The sequence below is a fragment of the candidate division WOR-3 bacterium genome, assembly GCA_039802005.1.
GTDB lineage: Bacteria > Hydrothermota > Tepidihabitantia > SM23-42 > JAOAFX01 > JAOAFX01.
In genome coordinates, this window is the sequence record JBDRVV010000046.1 from 1 (window position 1) to 14,375 (window position 14,375).

At 36.2% G+C, this 14,375-nt stretch carries 15 protein-coding genes, 1 tRNA gene and 1 riboswitch; all 16 genes read right to left on the bottom strand.

The window, feature by feature from the left end; all coding sequences use genetic code 11:
* Positions 1 to 743: hypothetical protein (locus ABIL69_10945; GenBank protein MEO0124504.1), on the bottom strand; the 743-nt coding region annotated here is incomplete at its 3' end.
* On the bottom strand, positions 740 to 892 hold the full coding sequence (locus tag ABIL69_10950) for a hypothetical protein (protein MEO0124505.1): 153 nt from the start codon (positions 890 to 892) through the stop codon (positions 740 to 742). The genes ABIL69_10945 and ABIL69_10950, both read right to left, overlap by 4 nt.
* A 4-nt stretch (positions 893 to 896) precedes the next feature.
* Positions 897 to 1,724: a hypothetical protein gene (locus ABIL69_10955; protein MEO0124506.1), complete on the bottom strand. Its 828-nt coding sequence runs from the start codon at positions 1,722 to 1,724 to the stop codon at positions 897 to 899.
* 5 nt (positions 1,725 to 1,729) lie between these two features.
* Complete coding sequence (locus tag ABIL69_10960) at positions 1,730 to 4,534, bottom strand: TaqI-like C-terminal specificity domain-containing protein (protein ID MEO0124507.1); 2,805 nt, start codon at positions 4,532 to 4,534, stop codon at positions 1,730 to 1,732.
* 518 nt (positions 4,535 to 5,052) lie between these two features.
* Complete coding sequence (locus ABIL69_10965; GenBank protein ID MEO0124508.1) at positions 5,053 to 6,369, bottom strand: nucleotide sugar dehydrogenase; 1,317 nt, start codon at positions 6,367 to 6,369, stop codon at positions 5,053 to 5,055.
* A gap of 67 nt (positions 6,370 to 6,436) precedes the next feature.
* Positions 6,437 to 7,183, bottom strand: a complete 747-nt coding sequence (locus ABIL69_10970) for a UPF0280 family protein (GenBank protein ID MEO0124509.1) — start codon at positions 7,181 to 7,183, stop codon at positions 6,437 to 6,439.
* Entirely contained in the window at positions 7,183 to 7,599 is a 417-nt protein-coding gene (locus ABIL69_10975; protein ID MEO0124510.1) for an NIL domain-containing protein, read from the bottom strand. The genes ABIL69_10970 and ABIL69_10975 overlap by 1 nt, the downstream gene beginning before the upstream one ends.
* 9 nt (positions 7,600 to 7,608) lie before the next feature.
* Positions 7,609 to 8,805 carry a homocysteine biosynthesis protein gene (locus ABIL69_10980; protein ID MEO0124511.1) on the bottom strand — a complete coding sequence of 399 codons (1,197 nt, stop codon included), beginning with the start codon at positions 8,803 to 8,805 and terminating at the stop codon, positions 7,609 to 7,611.
* Positions 8,806 to 9,060: 255 nt separating this feature from the next.
* Positions 9,061 to 9,167: riboswitch (SAM riboswitch) on the bottom strand.
* 76 nt (positions 9,168 to 9,243) lie between these two features.
* Positions 9,244 to 10,287, bottom strand: a complete 1,044-nt coding sequence (locus ABIL69_10985; GenBank protein ID MEO0124512.1) for a radical SAM protein — start codon at positions 10,285 to 10,287, stop codon at positions 9,244 to 9,246.
* 2 nt (positions 10,288 to 10,289) lie between these two features.
* On the bottom strand, positions 10,290 to 10,808 hold the full coding sequence (locus ABIL69_10990; protein ID MEO0124513.1) for a nitroreductase family protein: 519 nt from the start codon (positions 10,806 to 10,808) through the stop codon (positions 10,290 to 10,292).
* Between the two features lie 109 nt (positions 10,809 to 10,917).
* Entirely contained in the window at positions 10,918 to 11,043 is a 126-nt protein-coding gene (locus ABIL69_10995) for a hypothetical protein (protein MEO0124514.1), read from the bottom strand.
* A gap of 79 nt (positions 11,044 to 11,122) precedes the next feature.
* Positions 11,123 to 11,196: transfer RNA gene (locus ABIL69_11000), tRNA-Arg, on the bottom strand.
* A gap of 19 nt (positions 11,197 to 11,215) precedes the next feature.
* Positions 11,216 to 12,250, bottom strand: a complete 1,035-nt coding sequence (locus ABIL69_11005) for a tyrosine-type recombinase/integrase (GenBank protein MEO0124515.1) — start codon at positions 12,248 to 12,250, stop codon at positions 11,216 to 11,218.
* A 70-nt stretch (positions 12,251 to 12,320) separates the two neighbouring features.
* Entirely contained in the window at positions 12,321 to 12,512 is a 192-nt protein-coding gene (locus ABIL69_11010) for a helix-turn-helix domain-containing protein (GenBank protein MEO0124516.1), read from the bottom strand.
* Between the two features lie 5 nt (positions 12,513 to 12,517).
* The gene (locus ABIL69_11015) at positions 12,518 to 13,342 is read right to left on the bottom strand and encodes a ThiF family adenylyltransferase (protein ID MEO0124517.1); all 825 of its coding nucleotides are present in this window, start codon (positions 13,340 to 13,342) and stop codon (positions 12,518 to 12,520) included.
* Positions 13,343 to 13,493: 151 nt separating this feature from the next.
* A partial coding sequence (locus ABIL69_11020) for a hypothetical protein (protein MEO0124518.1) occupies positions 13,494 to 14,375 on the bottom strand: 882 nt, incomplete at its 5' end.

Sequence of the window (14,375 nt, forward strand, 5' to 3'; positions counted from 1 at the left end):
TCAATAGATAAACTAATTAATTCTTTATCAACGGGATTAAAAACATACTCCATTTTTTTCACCGGGATATAAAATGCTCTGATTAAGGCTTTGTCTACATCACTTTTTGGAAAAACCTGAAATTCGCCGTATTCTTTTTTTGCTAAATTCTTAATCCTTTCTAATGAAAAAGGAAGACCATATACTCTTTCCTCATGTAAATACGTTTTGTAACTGCTCCGTTCAATGATGTTTGCGGATAGAGATGCTTTTATTTTATTCTGCATCCCTTTTTGACGACTATACGACATAAAGTTGTAAACCAAGGGATAAGGTAGTTTTGTGTAAATAACTTTATCCTTATATTCCAAAGCATCGGGGAGTATTTCAAATGGTTTGAGAAGAAATAAATTATCTGTAGAGCAAAAATGCTGACGCAGTTCAGAGTATATATCAAGTACTTTATTTGATAGAACATTATCTTTTAGCGATATAAAAGATTCCACTTCTTCTAAATCCAAAATAATTTTTGCTAAAATTACCTCCTGAATAGTTGGTTCATTTTCTATCCAAATGGAGGCATATCCTTTTAAACATTCAACATCTAATGGTTCATCTGTATAGTCTTTAACGAGAGATTCATAAAATTCTTTGAGATCCGCACTTAATTTATCTTTTGTCATCAAAAAACCTAACTCCCATAAACCAATATTCTTTTGTTTAAGGCAGCACAAAAATTTTTTTAATTTTCTAATTGATTTCATATGTTATCATCTCCCTCAATTACCTTTTTCTCCTCTTCCGTTATACCATACAACTTATACACAATCTCATCAATTTCTCTGTCGGTCTTTTCAATTTGTTTTTGAATCTGCTCTTTTTCGCTGCCTCTGGCAGTGTGGAAATTATACATCGTTTTATCTCAAACCAATATCTTTTACTACTGCATTTATCAATTTAGCAGTGCAGTTGTGGTATTTTATTAAAAATTTTTGCACTTCATCAATGTCAAGTTGATTTTCATAACTGCCGACAGACAATTTAACAGTTTTAAACTTCTCTTTATTGTAAAACTGTTCTATGGATTCAAATGTCTTCACATTAATAAGATTAGTTGAGTTGCTACGCTTAAAATGGGGAGGGGCGCCGTGCTTTAATTGATTGGTTTGATATCTTATCCGCAAGACTCTGTTCTTGGTAGCCAATGATTTAAATGCTGCTTTTATCTTTTCAGAAATTTTACAATTTTGCTTTAACCATCTTAAAAATTCTTCATTTCTTTCATAAGTTATACAGTAACCCAATGCCAACTCCCAGTGCTTTTTTAGGTCTAATTTTTGCATTTTGTCTATGACTTTTTGCTGGGGATAATTTTCTATCAAATCGGAGTATGAAGTATAAATGTATTTCAATAGGACCCTTAGATAATCGAAACTTGCGTTATAATAGAGCATCGCATTAAGCAAGAAATCGGACGATATGCGTTCTTTTGAATCAATGTCATCATTGGAGTACAATTTTTTGCATATCAGGCTTGTAACTTTGTTGCACGAACATATAAGATTAGAGGACGCCAGTTCTATTATTGAAGATACATTATCAAGTTGATTACAAACGAGAATTATGTTATTTTTATCTATATTTCTAATTTTTAAATCTGCTGAAAAAGGTAAGATATTTACATTTGCTGGAATATCAATCTTTTCCAATTGCCCTTCTGGTTTATATGCAATAGTTTCAATCATACTGACTACTTCTCCCCTTCAATTATTTTTCGCTCTTCATCCGTAATCCCATACAACTTATACACTAACTCATCAATCTCTCTATCTGTTTTTTCAATCTGCTTTTGAATTTGTTCTTTTTCGCTTCCTCGGGCAGTCTGGAGTTTTTTGTTTAAATCAAGCATTATATCTACAAGTGCCACAAGGTCATCGTGAAGTTTCTTTTCGGAAGCAATAGAATATCTTATCATAGGAATCGGTAATTGTTTCAGATTTGCGATCTTAACTTCCGCAAATGTCTTTCCAAATTCCGGGATCATACACAGGTAATAATAATTTAGGAACTTTGAATTAAGGAGACCTAGTATAAATTTTAAATTATATAACGATTGATATATCATATGTACTGTATCCATGCAATAAATACCAAATTCATCAATGGTCGCAATTAGCTTATCGCCAGTTTGTCTTATTATTAATTTGTTTTTCATACCTAAAATCGCTTCATTGGTATTACTCCATAGTAATTTGGAGTCGAAAAGTACAAACACACGTGGGTTGACAACGCTATATCGTTCAAAGTCTCTACCACGAATAACTGGTTTATGTTTCGATGACATTTTCGTATGGGAAATAAATTTTTTATTGTTTCCGGTTTTGATACCATTATAGAATTTTACTATTTCCTCTAATGTCTTCATATTTTTTCTCATGCGGATTTTCAATATATCATAACTAAAGGAATTCATATAAATGCGGTATTCTGGAGTAGTCAGAATGTTCACTGATTTAATTTTGTCCAGGTGATAATCTTTATTCCAGATTTCCGATGTATACTCATTCAATTTAATTTCATAATTATTATCTTTCTTGTTTTGGACCACCAATATCGCACAGTCCCCCATTTCGGCACTTGGAAAAACCTTATACTTAAGCGATACTATTTGTAAAAGTTTGGCGTTTGAAACAAGGTGATATCTAATTTTTGAGAGTGCTTGATTTATTAAAATTGTTCCGGGCACTATATATGCGCATAGTGCATATGGCCGAGATAACTGTAAAGCTCTTTCATAAAAAACGGCAAATGAGTTTATCTTATATTCACTCGATTGCTGATAAGTATTACAAATGTATTCCACTTCCGGTTTTGGATGTTTGGTTCTGCCTCTACCTAAAGAATATGTAATATACGGGGGATTGCCGATCACAACATCAAAGCCGCCTTCGTTGACCATTATCTGTTTAAATTCCTCGCTCCAGTTGAAGGGTTTGACTTTGTAGTAGTCTTTGCCAAAGTATTTCATCAATTCAAAGGCATCACCGGAGACCAACGAATTTCCACATTTAATATTTTTATCCAGCATCGGCAGTAAATTCCGACCGGGTAAAATGCCGAATTCTCCTTCAAGCATTTTTAACATAAGGGAGAGTTTGGTGACCTCTACTGCCTGTTCGTCTATATCCACGCCAAAGATATGTTCTTGCAGAATTTTTGCCTTTTCTTCTATTGTGAGGGCTGGCTCTGATTCGTCTATCAATCCCCCTTTATCCCCCTTTAATAAAGGGGGATGCGAAGACCTGGATTGGTTTTTTTTCTGGTTTTTATACCAGTTCAGCATTTCTTCGTAGGCGCGGATTAAGAAACTGCCAGAACCACAGGCGGGGTCAAGAATGCGCAGTTTTTTGATTTTAGAAGGTGGTAGTTCTGAGAGCATTTTGCCCACGGTATGTTTCACGATATAATCCACAATATATTCCGGTGTATAATAAACACCACCTGCTTTACGCACATCGGGTTTTAGTTCATATTTCACCTGATGTTCGGTTAGTCTGATTGTATAACCGAGATATTGTTCATAAATATTACCCAGGATTTCAAGGGGAATGACATCAAATTGATATGGGTCGTAAGTTTCCAAGATAATATCACGCATAACCCTGAAATCAATGAGCAAATTATTTTCCCATTCCTGAGGTCTGAATAAATCACTATCAAAAATTATATGATAATGTTTGAATTCTTCGCGGAGAAAGACCATTGTATTGGTTCCCACAGATTCTGTCCTTCCCTCAAAGACTTCTTTCAAGGGTGGTCGGTGCACAAATTTTCTGTCTTCGCAAAAGCGCATAAAGATAATACGGTCTAATATCCGCTGGGTTATTTCTTTAAGATAATTAGCATCTTTTTCAGAGTCGCCAGAATGAAATAAATTTCGGTTATTTTTGTAAATATCCTTTGCCAGCATCTCTCGCCATCTCTTTAAATCATCAAGGATTGCTTTATCAACCGGAACGCGCTCTTTAGGCTTAAGCACCAATAATTTATCAAGTTCACCCTTAAGGACAGATTCACGGGACAAAAGCCATATCTTATCAAACTCTTGTAAGTATTGTTCCCATTGCAGGTCAATTTTCAAACCCTTCTTTGGATTTCTTATATCGGGTTTTATCGTTACATCAAAGAGTTTAAATCCTTCAAAATCCGTGAGTAATACAAATGGCACGCCCTTGCGATTATATCCATACCTGACTGCCTGTTCAATATGTTTATTCAAATCCGCCTTTGGAGGTTTTGCCTCAACAAAGACTTTAATTTGTCCTTCTATCTTTAAACCATAATCAACCCTGCCACGGGAGATTTTCTCTTCAGGACTAACTTCATCTCGGTTATGAATATCCCAACCTAATACATCCTTTAATAATGGTTGGATAAATGCAATCTTGGTTGCTTCTTCGTTGTACTCTTTTATTTTACCGGCTTCCAATTCCTTTTTGAATCTTTCTATAAGTTTTATCAAGTTGTTTTTTGCCTGTTCTTTTGATAATTTCATTTTACCTTCATAAATTGTATACAGCAATAAAAAAAAGTCAAGGGGATGATTGTTGAAATGTCGCGCAAGTTCGACCACTACATTTTACTATTGAACAGTAGATTCGCGATGAGCGATATAGAAAGGGCCAAAAGATCTTTTTCTTATAAAGCACCCTCTCCACTTTTATTCAAACTATTTTTAGTCTTTAAACTGCCTATTGATTAATACAAAAACCACACATTAATTATGATGCTCAAAAAATATGCGCAGTCCTTACCCTTTCATTTTTGATAAAAAAGAATTTCCCCTCACCCTTGTTTTCTCCCCGCTTTGCGGGGAGAGGGAATAGGTGAGGGGTTTACTCGGCATTTAAATATCTACAGACCAAGGTCTGCCAATACAAGTCTTACGAAATTTCTAATAGTTTTATTGAGTCTAAGAAAATATTAAAACTCACAGATTTGAAGGTTGCTCTTTATTAAATGATAAAAGGCTTACGCCTTAATTCCTGTTGGGGAAAATTTTTGTGGGCTATTTCAAAAATTACAATTTGAACCGCAGCCTAATTTTTTGACTTTTTTGTAGTTCTTTTTTATTGCATTCCTTGTATCAATGATTAATCGTGAATATTTCAGAATGCGTTCATAGTCATATATTGAATGGTCAGTAAGAATAACGACTGCATCATAATACTCCAATTTCTTATAATTTAAATTTACTGATCTGATTTTTTTGCCATTCAGTTCAAAATAAGGCACATGCGGGTCATTATATTCTAATTTTGCTACTCTATCTTTTATTATCTGATATACCCTTATTGCTGGTGAATCGCGCAAATCTGAAATGTCTTTTTTAAATGCCATTCCCAAAAGGAGGACCCTTGCCTTTGCAGGACAAACACCTGATTTGCTCAATTCTTCAATTGTCTTGTTTACTACAAAATATGGCATCTCTTCATTTACCCTTGCCGAGAGTTCAATAAATACCGTATGAAAATCGTATTCCCTTGCCTTATAAGAGAGATAATAAGGGTCAACGGGAATACAATGTCCACCAACACCCGGTCCGGGATAAAATGGCATAAATCCAAATGGCTTTGTCTTCGCCGCTTCAATCACTTCCCAGATGTTGATATTTCCCATTCGTTCACACAATTGGGCAAATTCATTCACGAGTGCAATATTAACATTTCTAAAGGTATTCTCAAGTAGTTTGGTCATTTCCGCGGTCCGTGCCGAAGACACAGGTATGACTTGATTAACGAACTGTTTATAAAATAGGGTTGCCAATTCTGTGCATTTTTTCGTAACTCCACCCACGACCGTCGGTGTATTGGCAACGCCAAATCTTTTATTCCCCGGGTCTATTCGCTCTGGACAAAATGCAAGATAAAAATCTTTACCAACCTTCAAACCACTCTTTTCAAGTATGGGTAAAACAATCTTTTCTGTTGTCTCTGGAAAGGTTGTGCTTTTTAGAATCACAAGCTGATTCTTCCGCAGAATCTTTGAGATATTTTCCGAACTGTTTATTATCGGTTCCAAATCAGGTTCTTTATTTACATTCACCGGTGTTGGCACACAGATAATTATTATATCTGCACCTCTAAGTTTCTTGTAATCAGTCGTTGCCCATAATTTTTTTTGTTTTACAAATCTTGAAAGTTCGCCCTGCGGAACATCGTCAATAAAGGAAATGCCTTTATTTATTTTATCTACCCTTTCTTTATCAATATCTACACCGATAACAGTGAAACCCCGATTATTCAATTCAAGGGCAAGGGGCAAGCCTACATAACCAAGTCCGATAATTCCTACCTTTGCTTTTTTTGCAACTATCAATTTTTTTAGCATTTCACTCCCTGAAGTCCATTATACACAAAATCAAAATTGTGTCAAGATTTGTATTTAACCTCAAAAATTAATTATCGTTAATAATCTTTAGCCTTATACTTTTTCCCACCATCCCTATTTGTTCTTCCATTATTATAACAAGCCCGCATATCTCTGAATGCCCATTTGCAAAATTCAGTGCCTTTTCTATATCATCTTTGGTTTTTACCATATTACAAATTGCGGTCGCTGCCGCATCAGCAAAACTACCATTTTTTGATACTACCGTTACCGCATCCGCATTACCAAAACTCAATGAATGACCGACCGTGCCTGAAGAAGTGGCGACTGCAATTCCTTCTGGATGTGCTTCAATTTCAATTCCAATTTTCATTGAAAGAGGCGAATGACCTGCGTATATGGCAAGTGTTACGGGCTCTTTATTTATGATATAAATATCACCACCATTTTCAACAATGACTTCATCTGAATATTGTAGGAGGTTTCTACATACCCTTTCACTAAGCACACCTGCTATTGATGCCATTGGTCCCACACCAAATTTTTTTGAAGCCCTTGCCATTTCTTTTACTATTTCAGGGGCCGAATCAAGAATTTCAATTGGTTTTAATGATGTCAGAAAATTTTTATCTATTTCAATATATGATTCTATCTGTGCACGCAATTCAGAAAGTGTCTTATGTGCCTGAATTGTTAGCTCGCTTTTTGCAAGAATAAATAAATCACTCTCCTTTTGCCTAATTTCAAACCTTACAAAACGTTTATTAAGACAGCAATTACGGTATGACCGTGGTATGTAAAGATTCGTTTTCATTATATCAATTTCAATCTGACAGCATTATAAGGGCATACCTTAAGGCATTCTTCACAACCGATACATTTTTCTGGTTCAAATTCTATTTTCATTTCGGGTGTTTTTATATAGAATGCATGACTCGGACAGATGCTTGAGCATAATCCACACATTACACAATATTCCTTTGACCATATGATATCCCTGGTAAGTGGTTCTGTCTTAACACCGAGCTCTTTTAGGTATTTCAAACTTTTATTTAAATTATCTTCTGTTCCTGTAAGTTCTAATAGCAATAACCCTTCGCCACCATCAATAGCAATTTTTGCCTTTAGAATATTAAACACAATATCGTAGTTTTTCACAAGTTCATAGGTGATAGGTTTTTCAACCAGATTCTCCGGGAAATGTAAAACAACTTTTTTTGAAATTTGCATTTTTTCTCCTTATTTGTATTTTCCTCTGAATGGCTTGAATTTTATCCCTGATTCCCTATTAGGCAATCTCTCAACCGGATTGGTTAAATAAAATCTGCCTGATTTTATCCATATCTTCAAAATCCTGCTTATTTTCCTTGCCATATGATAACTTGAAACTGGAAATGTGGGAACAATTTTATTACCAATCTTAATCTTACCGGTTTTCAGTGATGCATAGTCTATTTCTCCGATTATCTTTCCCGTGAGGTTTGGATAATCATAAGAGTAATCAACAATTGGTGCAATTATGTCGCTATCTGTAACACAGGTGTGCTGTAAAATTTCCTGGCTAAGAATAGGAATAGGAATTCCAATACCCACGCTTAGACTCACACCATAACCGATTATTGATGTTCCCCTGAGATAATCTCGTTTCATTTGTTTCAGGTCTCCAATAACTGCAATTGTTCCCGAACCACTCGTTGGGATACCTTTTTCATTCTTTGGAACTGAAGGGTCATGCTGTGTTCCATGCCAGACTATGTAGCCTATCCCGCCTCCCAAAAATATCCTTGTTCCAATACCAATCGTTAAGTAATCAGGGTCATTCAATAATGGTGATAATTGACCTGCAGAACAGTAATTAGCATTGCCTAAATTTGGTTTTAATATTCCAAGATATGTATGAATTTTCTCTTTACCAAGATTGACAGCAACATTATAGTTCTGGTAGCAATTTCTGGGATTGAAAAGAAACGCATCATTTATTTCTTTTATTGTAAATTCGCCTTTTAATTCTTTTCTCGGATAACAATCTGTTCCATAAGATAGTGCTTTTATCTTTATCTTCTTACCAGTAACTAAGTCCTCAATCAAATGGCCGCCCCCATATTTAAATTTGCCAGGATATTCATTATTTGCCGGGTCATTATCAGGTATCTGGGTTGCACCGATATATAAATCTACTGCCGCAATCCCACAGAATACCTCAACATCATTCAACCATGCCTTGGTTATTCTCATTCTCGGTCTGGTATGCCCGAGATTTATAAATGCACCCGAAGAACACATTGGACCAAAGGTGCCTGTAGTAACAACATCAACCTCTTTTGCAGCTTTTTTTATCCCTTTCTCTTTTACTACATCAATGATCTCTTCGGCAGTAAATACTACTGCCTTTCCCTTTTTTATTTTATCATTTATCTCATCAATGGTTTTTTGCATAATACCCCCTTTATTATAAAAAATTCCAAATCCCAAACCCCAAGCACAAAGTATGCAGTTGCGAAAAGCGATTTGGAGATTCTTTTTCATTCTTCACCGACCAAACCCTCTAACCAAACCTTTTCGCATTTCTAAACCGAGAGACGACCTACAAATCTTTCGGTGCTTCGGATTTAGAATTTATATTTAAGCAGGGGGATGAGTGGGTAAACAAAAAACCTTCCCGAATTCAGGAAGGTCTTATTTTTGAGTTAACACTCATCTCTCCCTATTCGGGCGGGAATTGGCACCGAGACGCTCCAAAATTGGAGCCGGTTGCCGAGGCGTCGCAGGGCCCGTCCCTCAGCCTCTCTTGATGAGTTTGGAAATTTCAAAGAACAATAAATACAAACTATTATATAAAAAATTCAAGAAAAGTCAAGAGATAAAGTGAAATCATCATATCAGAAGATGGATATTACCGATACGGGTATTTTTCATACCATATTTTTCAGCAATTTTTAAGGCCTGGTCCGCTTGTCTTCTTGGTGTCTGGGGAAGATCATTAAAATAAAAATGGGGATAAAAACCCAAGAAGGACCAGGGAATTTTTGTATTGATCGAACTCAAAAATTTTGCCATTTCCGTAATCTCATATTCATCAATATAACCCGGAACCAAAAGTGTGCTGACAACAAGAATCGGTGGTTTCTCCCTTTTTTCCATGTAGTCTGCAACAAGCTTTATGTTTTCTTTTGTATTATTGTTTGATACACCGCATAATGCAATATTCAATTCTTCGGAAAATGTTTTTAAATCAATCTTAATACACCCATTTGTTCTAAGTGCAATTTCAACCCATTCTTTCATTAAGTTGGGTGCAATTGAGCCATTCGTTTCCCAGCAGACCCTGAATTTCTTATTTCTTTTTCTTTCAAGGATTTCTTTAGAGAGTGCAATTGTGTGGTGGGCAAAGGGTGTGGGGTCTCCACCAAAATAACAAATACAACTCGTCAATGGGTCTGCATATTGAGCAATATCCATCACCGTTGCTTTATTTTTTCTCTCTTTGAATTGCCAGTTCTGACAGAAGAGACAATTGAATGTACACCCCTCATAAAATACTGCGAGATTCTTGTATCCATAATCTTTACTTCCTTCACATACCCAATCCGCAACACAATTTGTAGGCAGGGGGTCGTGATACCAATCTACATAAGCCCATTCATCATTCGGACCAGAAATTTTGCCCTGAATATTTTTTCTCACTCCGCAATAGCCAGTATTATTATTCCCTATCTTACATTGATTTACACATATTGTGCAATTTATACCATTTGGGTCATCGGGAATTTTTTCCGGTAGATTAAATCCCTTTCTGGTCTCTTTATGAATTTTTATAATCTCAGACAGTAATGAATTAAAATTTTTTCTTACACATTCTGGGCAATAAGGCAGAGTCTTTGATAGAATTGCTTCTTTTTTACATTCCTGACAGACCACAATTAACTGTATTTTTCATAAACAAATATTTCATTAAAATCTTTTCTACCTCTGTCCTTTGGTTCCTCTGCAGGATAACCAATAGGAGTGAGGGCAACGACACGAACATCATCAGGAATGCCAAGGAGCTCTTTCACCTTTTTCTCTTCAAATGCACCAATCCAGCAGGTTCCGAGCCCTTCATTTGCAGCGGCGAGAATGATGTGATCCATTGCAATCGCCAGGTCAACTGCAAATGAACTCATATAACCACCCATCCTGCCCCAGGCGATCTTTTCTAAGGCACACCCGCATACAATCACATCCGCATCTGCTATCCAGTGTTGCCCCCGGCAGGCTTCTGCAACTCTTTTTTTGTTCTCAGGATCTTTTATCACAATAAATTTCCATGGCTGGATATTCTTCGCCGAAGGCGCAATCCTACCTGCCTCAAGGACACGATTCAAAACATCTTCAGGTATTGGGTCTGGTCTATATTTCCTCACACTTCTCCTCTTCTTGATGACCTCATAAAATTCCATTGGTTACCTCCTTTATTTAAAATGTAGGGCAAACCTTTAGGTTTGCTCCGCTTTGTGTGAATTCTCGCCAAAAGCGGAACATTATAACTGCAATATTTCAATCCCATTCTTAACCTATGATTCCAGTATCCTGAAATCTCACACTCCATTCGGGATGCTCAACACTACATCTGTATTTATTGGCATCCCTCGCTTCACTCGGGATGCTCAACACTACATCTGTATTTATTGGCATCCCTCGCTTCACTCGGGATGCTCAATTTTGCAATGACATCCATCTGCGCTACGCTTGATGTCTGTCAGCAAAATTGGCACGCGCCCGAGGTGATTTGAACACCTAACCTGCGGAGCCGGAGTCCGCCGTTCTATCCAATTGAACTACGGGCGCAAATGAAATTTCAAGACTTTCAGGCTTCTTCTTTTTTATCTTGAATGCCTTGTGCCAGATTTGTGCCATACTCTAACTTCTTAACTGCTTCCCTTAAATGAAGATTTGAAAGATGACTATATCTCATTGTCATTTTAATATCTTTATGTCCCATTAACTCCTGTACTGTTCTTATATCAACACCCACCATTACTAATCGTGATGCAAAGGTATGTCTTAAATCATGAAACCGAAAATCGGATATTCCTGCCCGCTTTAGTGCATGATTAAATCCATTCTTAATATCACCATAGGGCTTGCCGTTTTTATCAGCAAAAACATATTGGCTACCATATCTTTTTTCAATCTTCAGAAGTTCATTATATAATACCTGGTTTATTGGTACCATTCGTATTTCATTGTTTTTAGTTCTCTTCAGGGTTATCACCCGATTTTTCAAGTCCACATCTGACCATCTTAAGTTCAGGATTTCACCCTTTCTCATTCCGGTATTTAAGGCAGTAACTACAATCGGTCTGAGATGATTAGCGCAGCAGTCCAGTAATTTATCAATTTCTTCTTCAGTAAGATAACGAACTCTGCCAGGCGGTTCTTTAAATTTCATGACCAAACGCAGAGGATTTTCCTTTAGATAACCCCACTGAACGGCTTTATTGAACATATGTTTTATGCAAGAGAGCTCTCGATTCACACTTGCCGGTGTAACTTCTTTTACTCTTAAACTTTTGTATCGTTCAAGTTCATAAGCAGAAATCTCTGAAACTAATTTTCCAGAGAAACTCTTGAGCAAATTTTTAACATTTACTTGATCTCTTCTATAGGATTGTGCAGCTTTATTCGCTTTAGAAAAATTCAGGTATTCCGCACATAAATTATCAAAAAGCACCTCTTTGGTTTCAGCAATCCCGAGGAATTTGCCCTTCACAATCTTCAGTTCAATCTCTTTTAGTGCGAGTTCAGCCATCTTTTTGGAAGTTCCAACAGCCCTTCGCACCCTTCTGCCATTGAAGGAATAGTCTATATACCATACGCCTTTGCGCTGGTATACCCTCATCTATTCCTCCTTGGTTTTTCTTTTTATTACTTGAATAATTATAGTAAAACGAAAGGAAAAGTCAACCATTTTATATTGCTCTTCTTAAAGGCTTGTTTACTTTTTTATTCTCAAGCCACCTTTTGATTTCATTCTCATCAAATCTTACGAGCCTACCCAATTTAACATAGGGAATCGCATTCTTATGAACCCAGTCATAAATCGTCTTTTGCTTAACACTCAATAGAACTGACAGCGTTTGAATATCAATGAGTTTCGTCATTTTCTTTATTCTGATAAGCCCTTAGGTTTACAGGGTATCATTTTTTGGCAGATTTCGCAATCAGGACAGGGACCGTTCATTTTTGGAAATACAAACTCAAATGGTCTTGAAAAACAGTAAGTATCTTTCCACCAGTAGAACCCCTTGCCAAGGGCCCCACTAATAAAAATCAGATTTTGCTTTGGATTTATTAACTTTGCCATTTGACAATCCTCTTTTCTAAAAAGAAGGGCAACAGCATATTGTTCTGCGACATCACTTATAAAATTTATTGCGCTATTCAGGCCGGGTTCACCTTCATATTCCTCTTGCTCGGAGTCGTGATAAATATATTTCTTTGGTTTTTCTTCGGGTTGTATTCTACTTCTAAGACATTCATAGCAGATAATTGTTTCTCCCGGAATTACATAGAGTATCTCCCCTGCTCTTGCTTCACTATAACAACCCGCAAACAGGACAGGAATGTTTTTTCTTATACAAACATCGTTAACTTTCAATTGAACTGACACTTTATCAGTTGTGGCGATAACAAGATTTGTGCCCTTAAATACTTCTTCTTTTGCTTTTTTATCTTTGAATATATCAAAAGGATAGGTTTCAACTTTTGCCAGCGGATTAATCTTCAATAACCTTTCTTTCACTGCTTCAACTTTAAATCTTCCAATATCAGTCAAATCGCATTCATGCCTGAAGAGGTTTTCTATTGAAAATATATCAGGGTCCACAAGTTTAAGATGATTAATCCCTGTCCTTGTTAAGCCCATTGTAATCCTACTTCCCATTGAACCGACGCCAATCAAAACAACACAAGAATTACAGATAATATCCATAAGGTGTCGTGGAAAGGGTGTTCTCTTAAATCTATCTTCCAAATCAATTGTTTCCTTTTCAATCTGTACCCATTCTCTATTCTGCCTCTGATAAAAGATAACATCTGTACCATTCAATAGTCCAACTAGGCAATATTTATCCTCTTTTAGGTCATTTCGCAGACGGCCTATAATCGGAAGATATCTGTTGACTAGACCGCTTTGTATCACATAAATTAATCCCTCGTCTTCTCTTATAATTCCATAAAGATTTAATGGCTCTTTTAGTTCTTTCAATGAATCGACACAAGCCAAAACTTGTTTTATTACTATGACTTTCATAGGTACTCCTTTCAAGAAATTTTATAATATCAACAATCATAAAACTTGAATTCCAGATTGGCAAATTATACACAATCTCTGCATTATCTTTATAAAAACGAGGCGGATTTAAAGGGTATTCAACTGGTGGCTGGCAAATTATTATATCATTATCCTTTTTAATCACAATTTTCAATTCTTTACCGTGATAGGCATCAACCTGATAGCCTTGGGCAATTAGAGCATCAATTTCTTTTTTTAACCTTTCAAAGCCATTTTTTGTCAGGTGAAACTGAAACTTGGGTTCGTTCCAATAATCAATCTTTTTTGGTATGATAACCATTGGTTCTTGTGCTAATATCTTCTTTAGTTCTTCGCTGTTATCATCTATAATTTTAGTTGCCACCGGAGTAAATCCTTGATTCTTAAGGCAATAACAATAAAGAGCGACCTCATTAGCAACAACATTTGTGATTGCAAAGAAGAAGAGCCTTTCATCACCTTGGGGCTTTATTTCCTCAATGATTTTGTTTACAGTCTTCAAATCCAAGAGGCTGGGGTTATTCATTGTGCCGGGATGTTTATGCCAGAACCCGATTAACTTTACCCTTCCATCAAATTCAGAAATTATCTCTTCCAACAATTTTGTATCATATTGATAATCATTGGTATATGAGACAGCTGTTCTTTTTGCCAAAGAACCCGGTTTTGTTGCCCTTATTACACAAGGGTG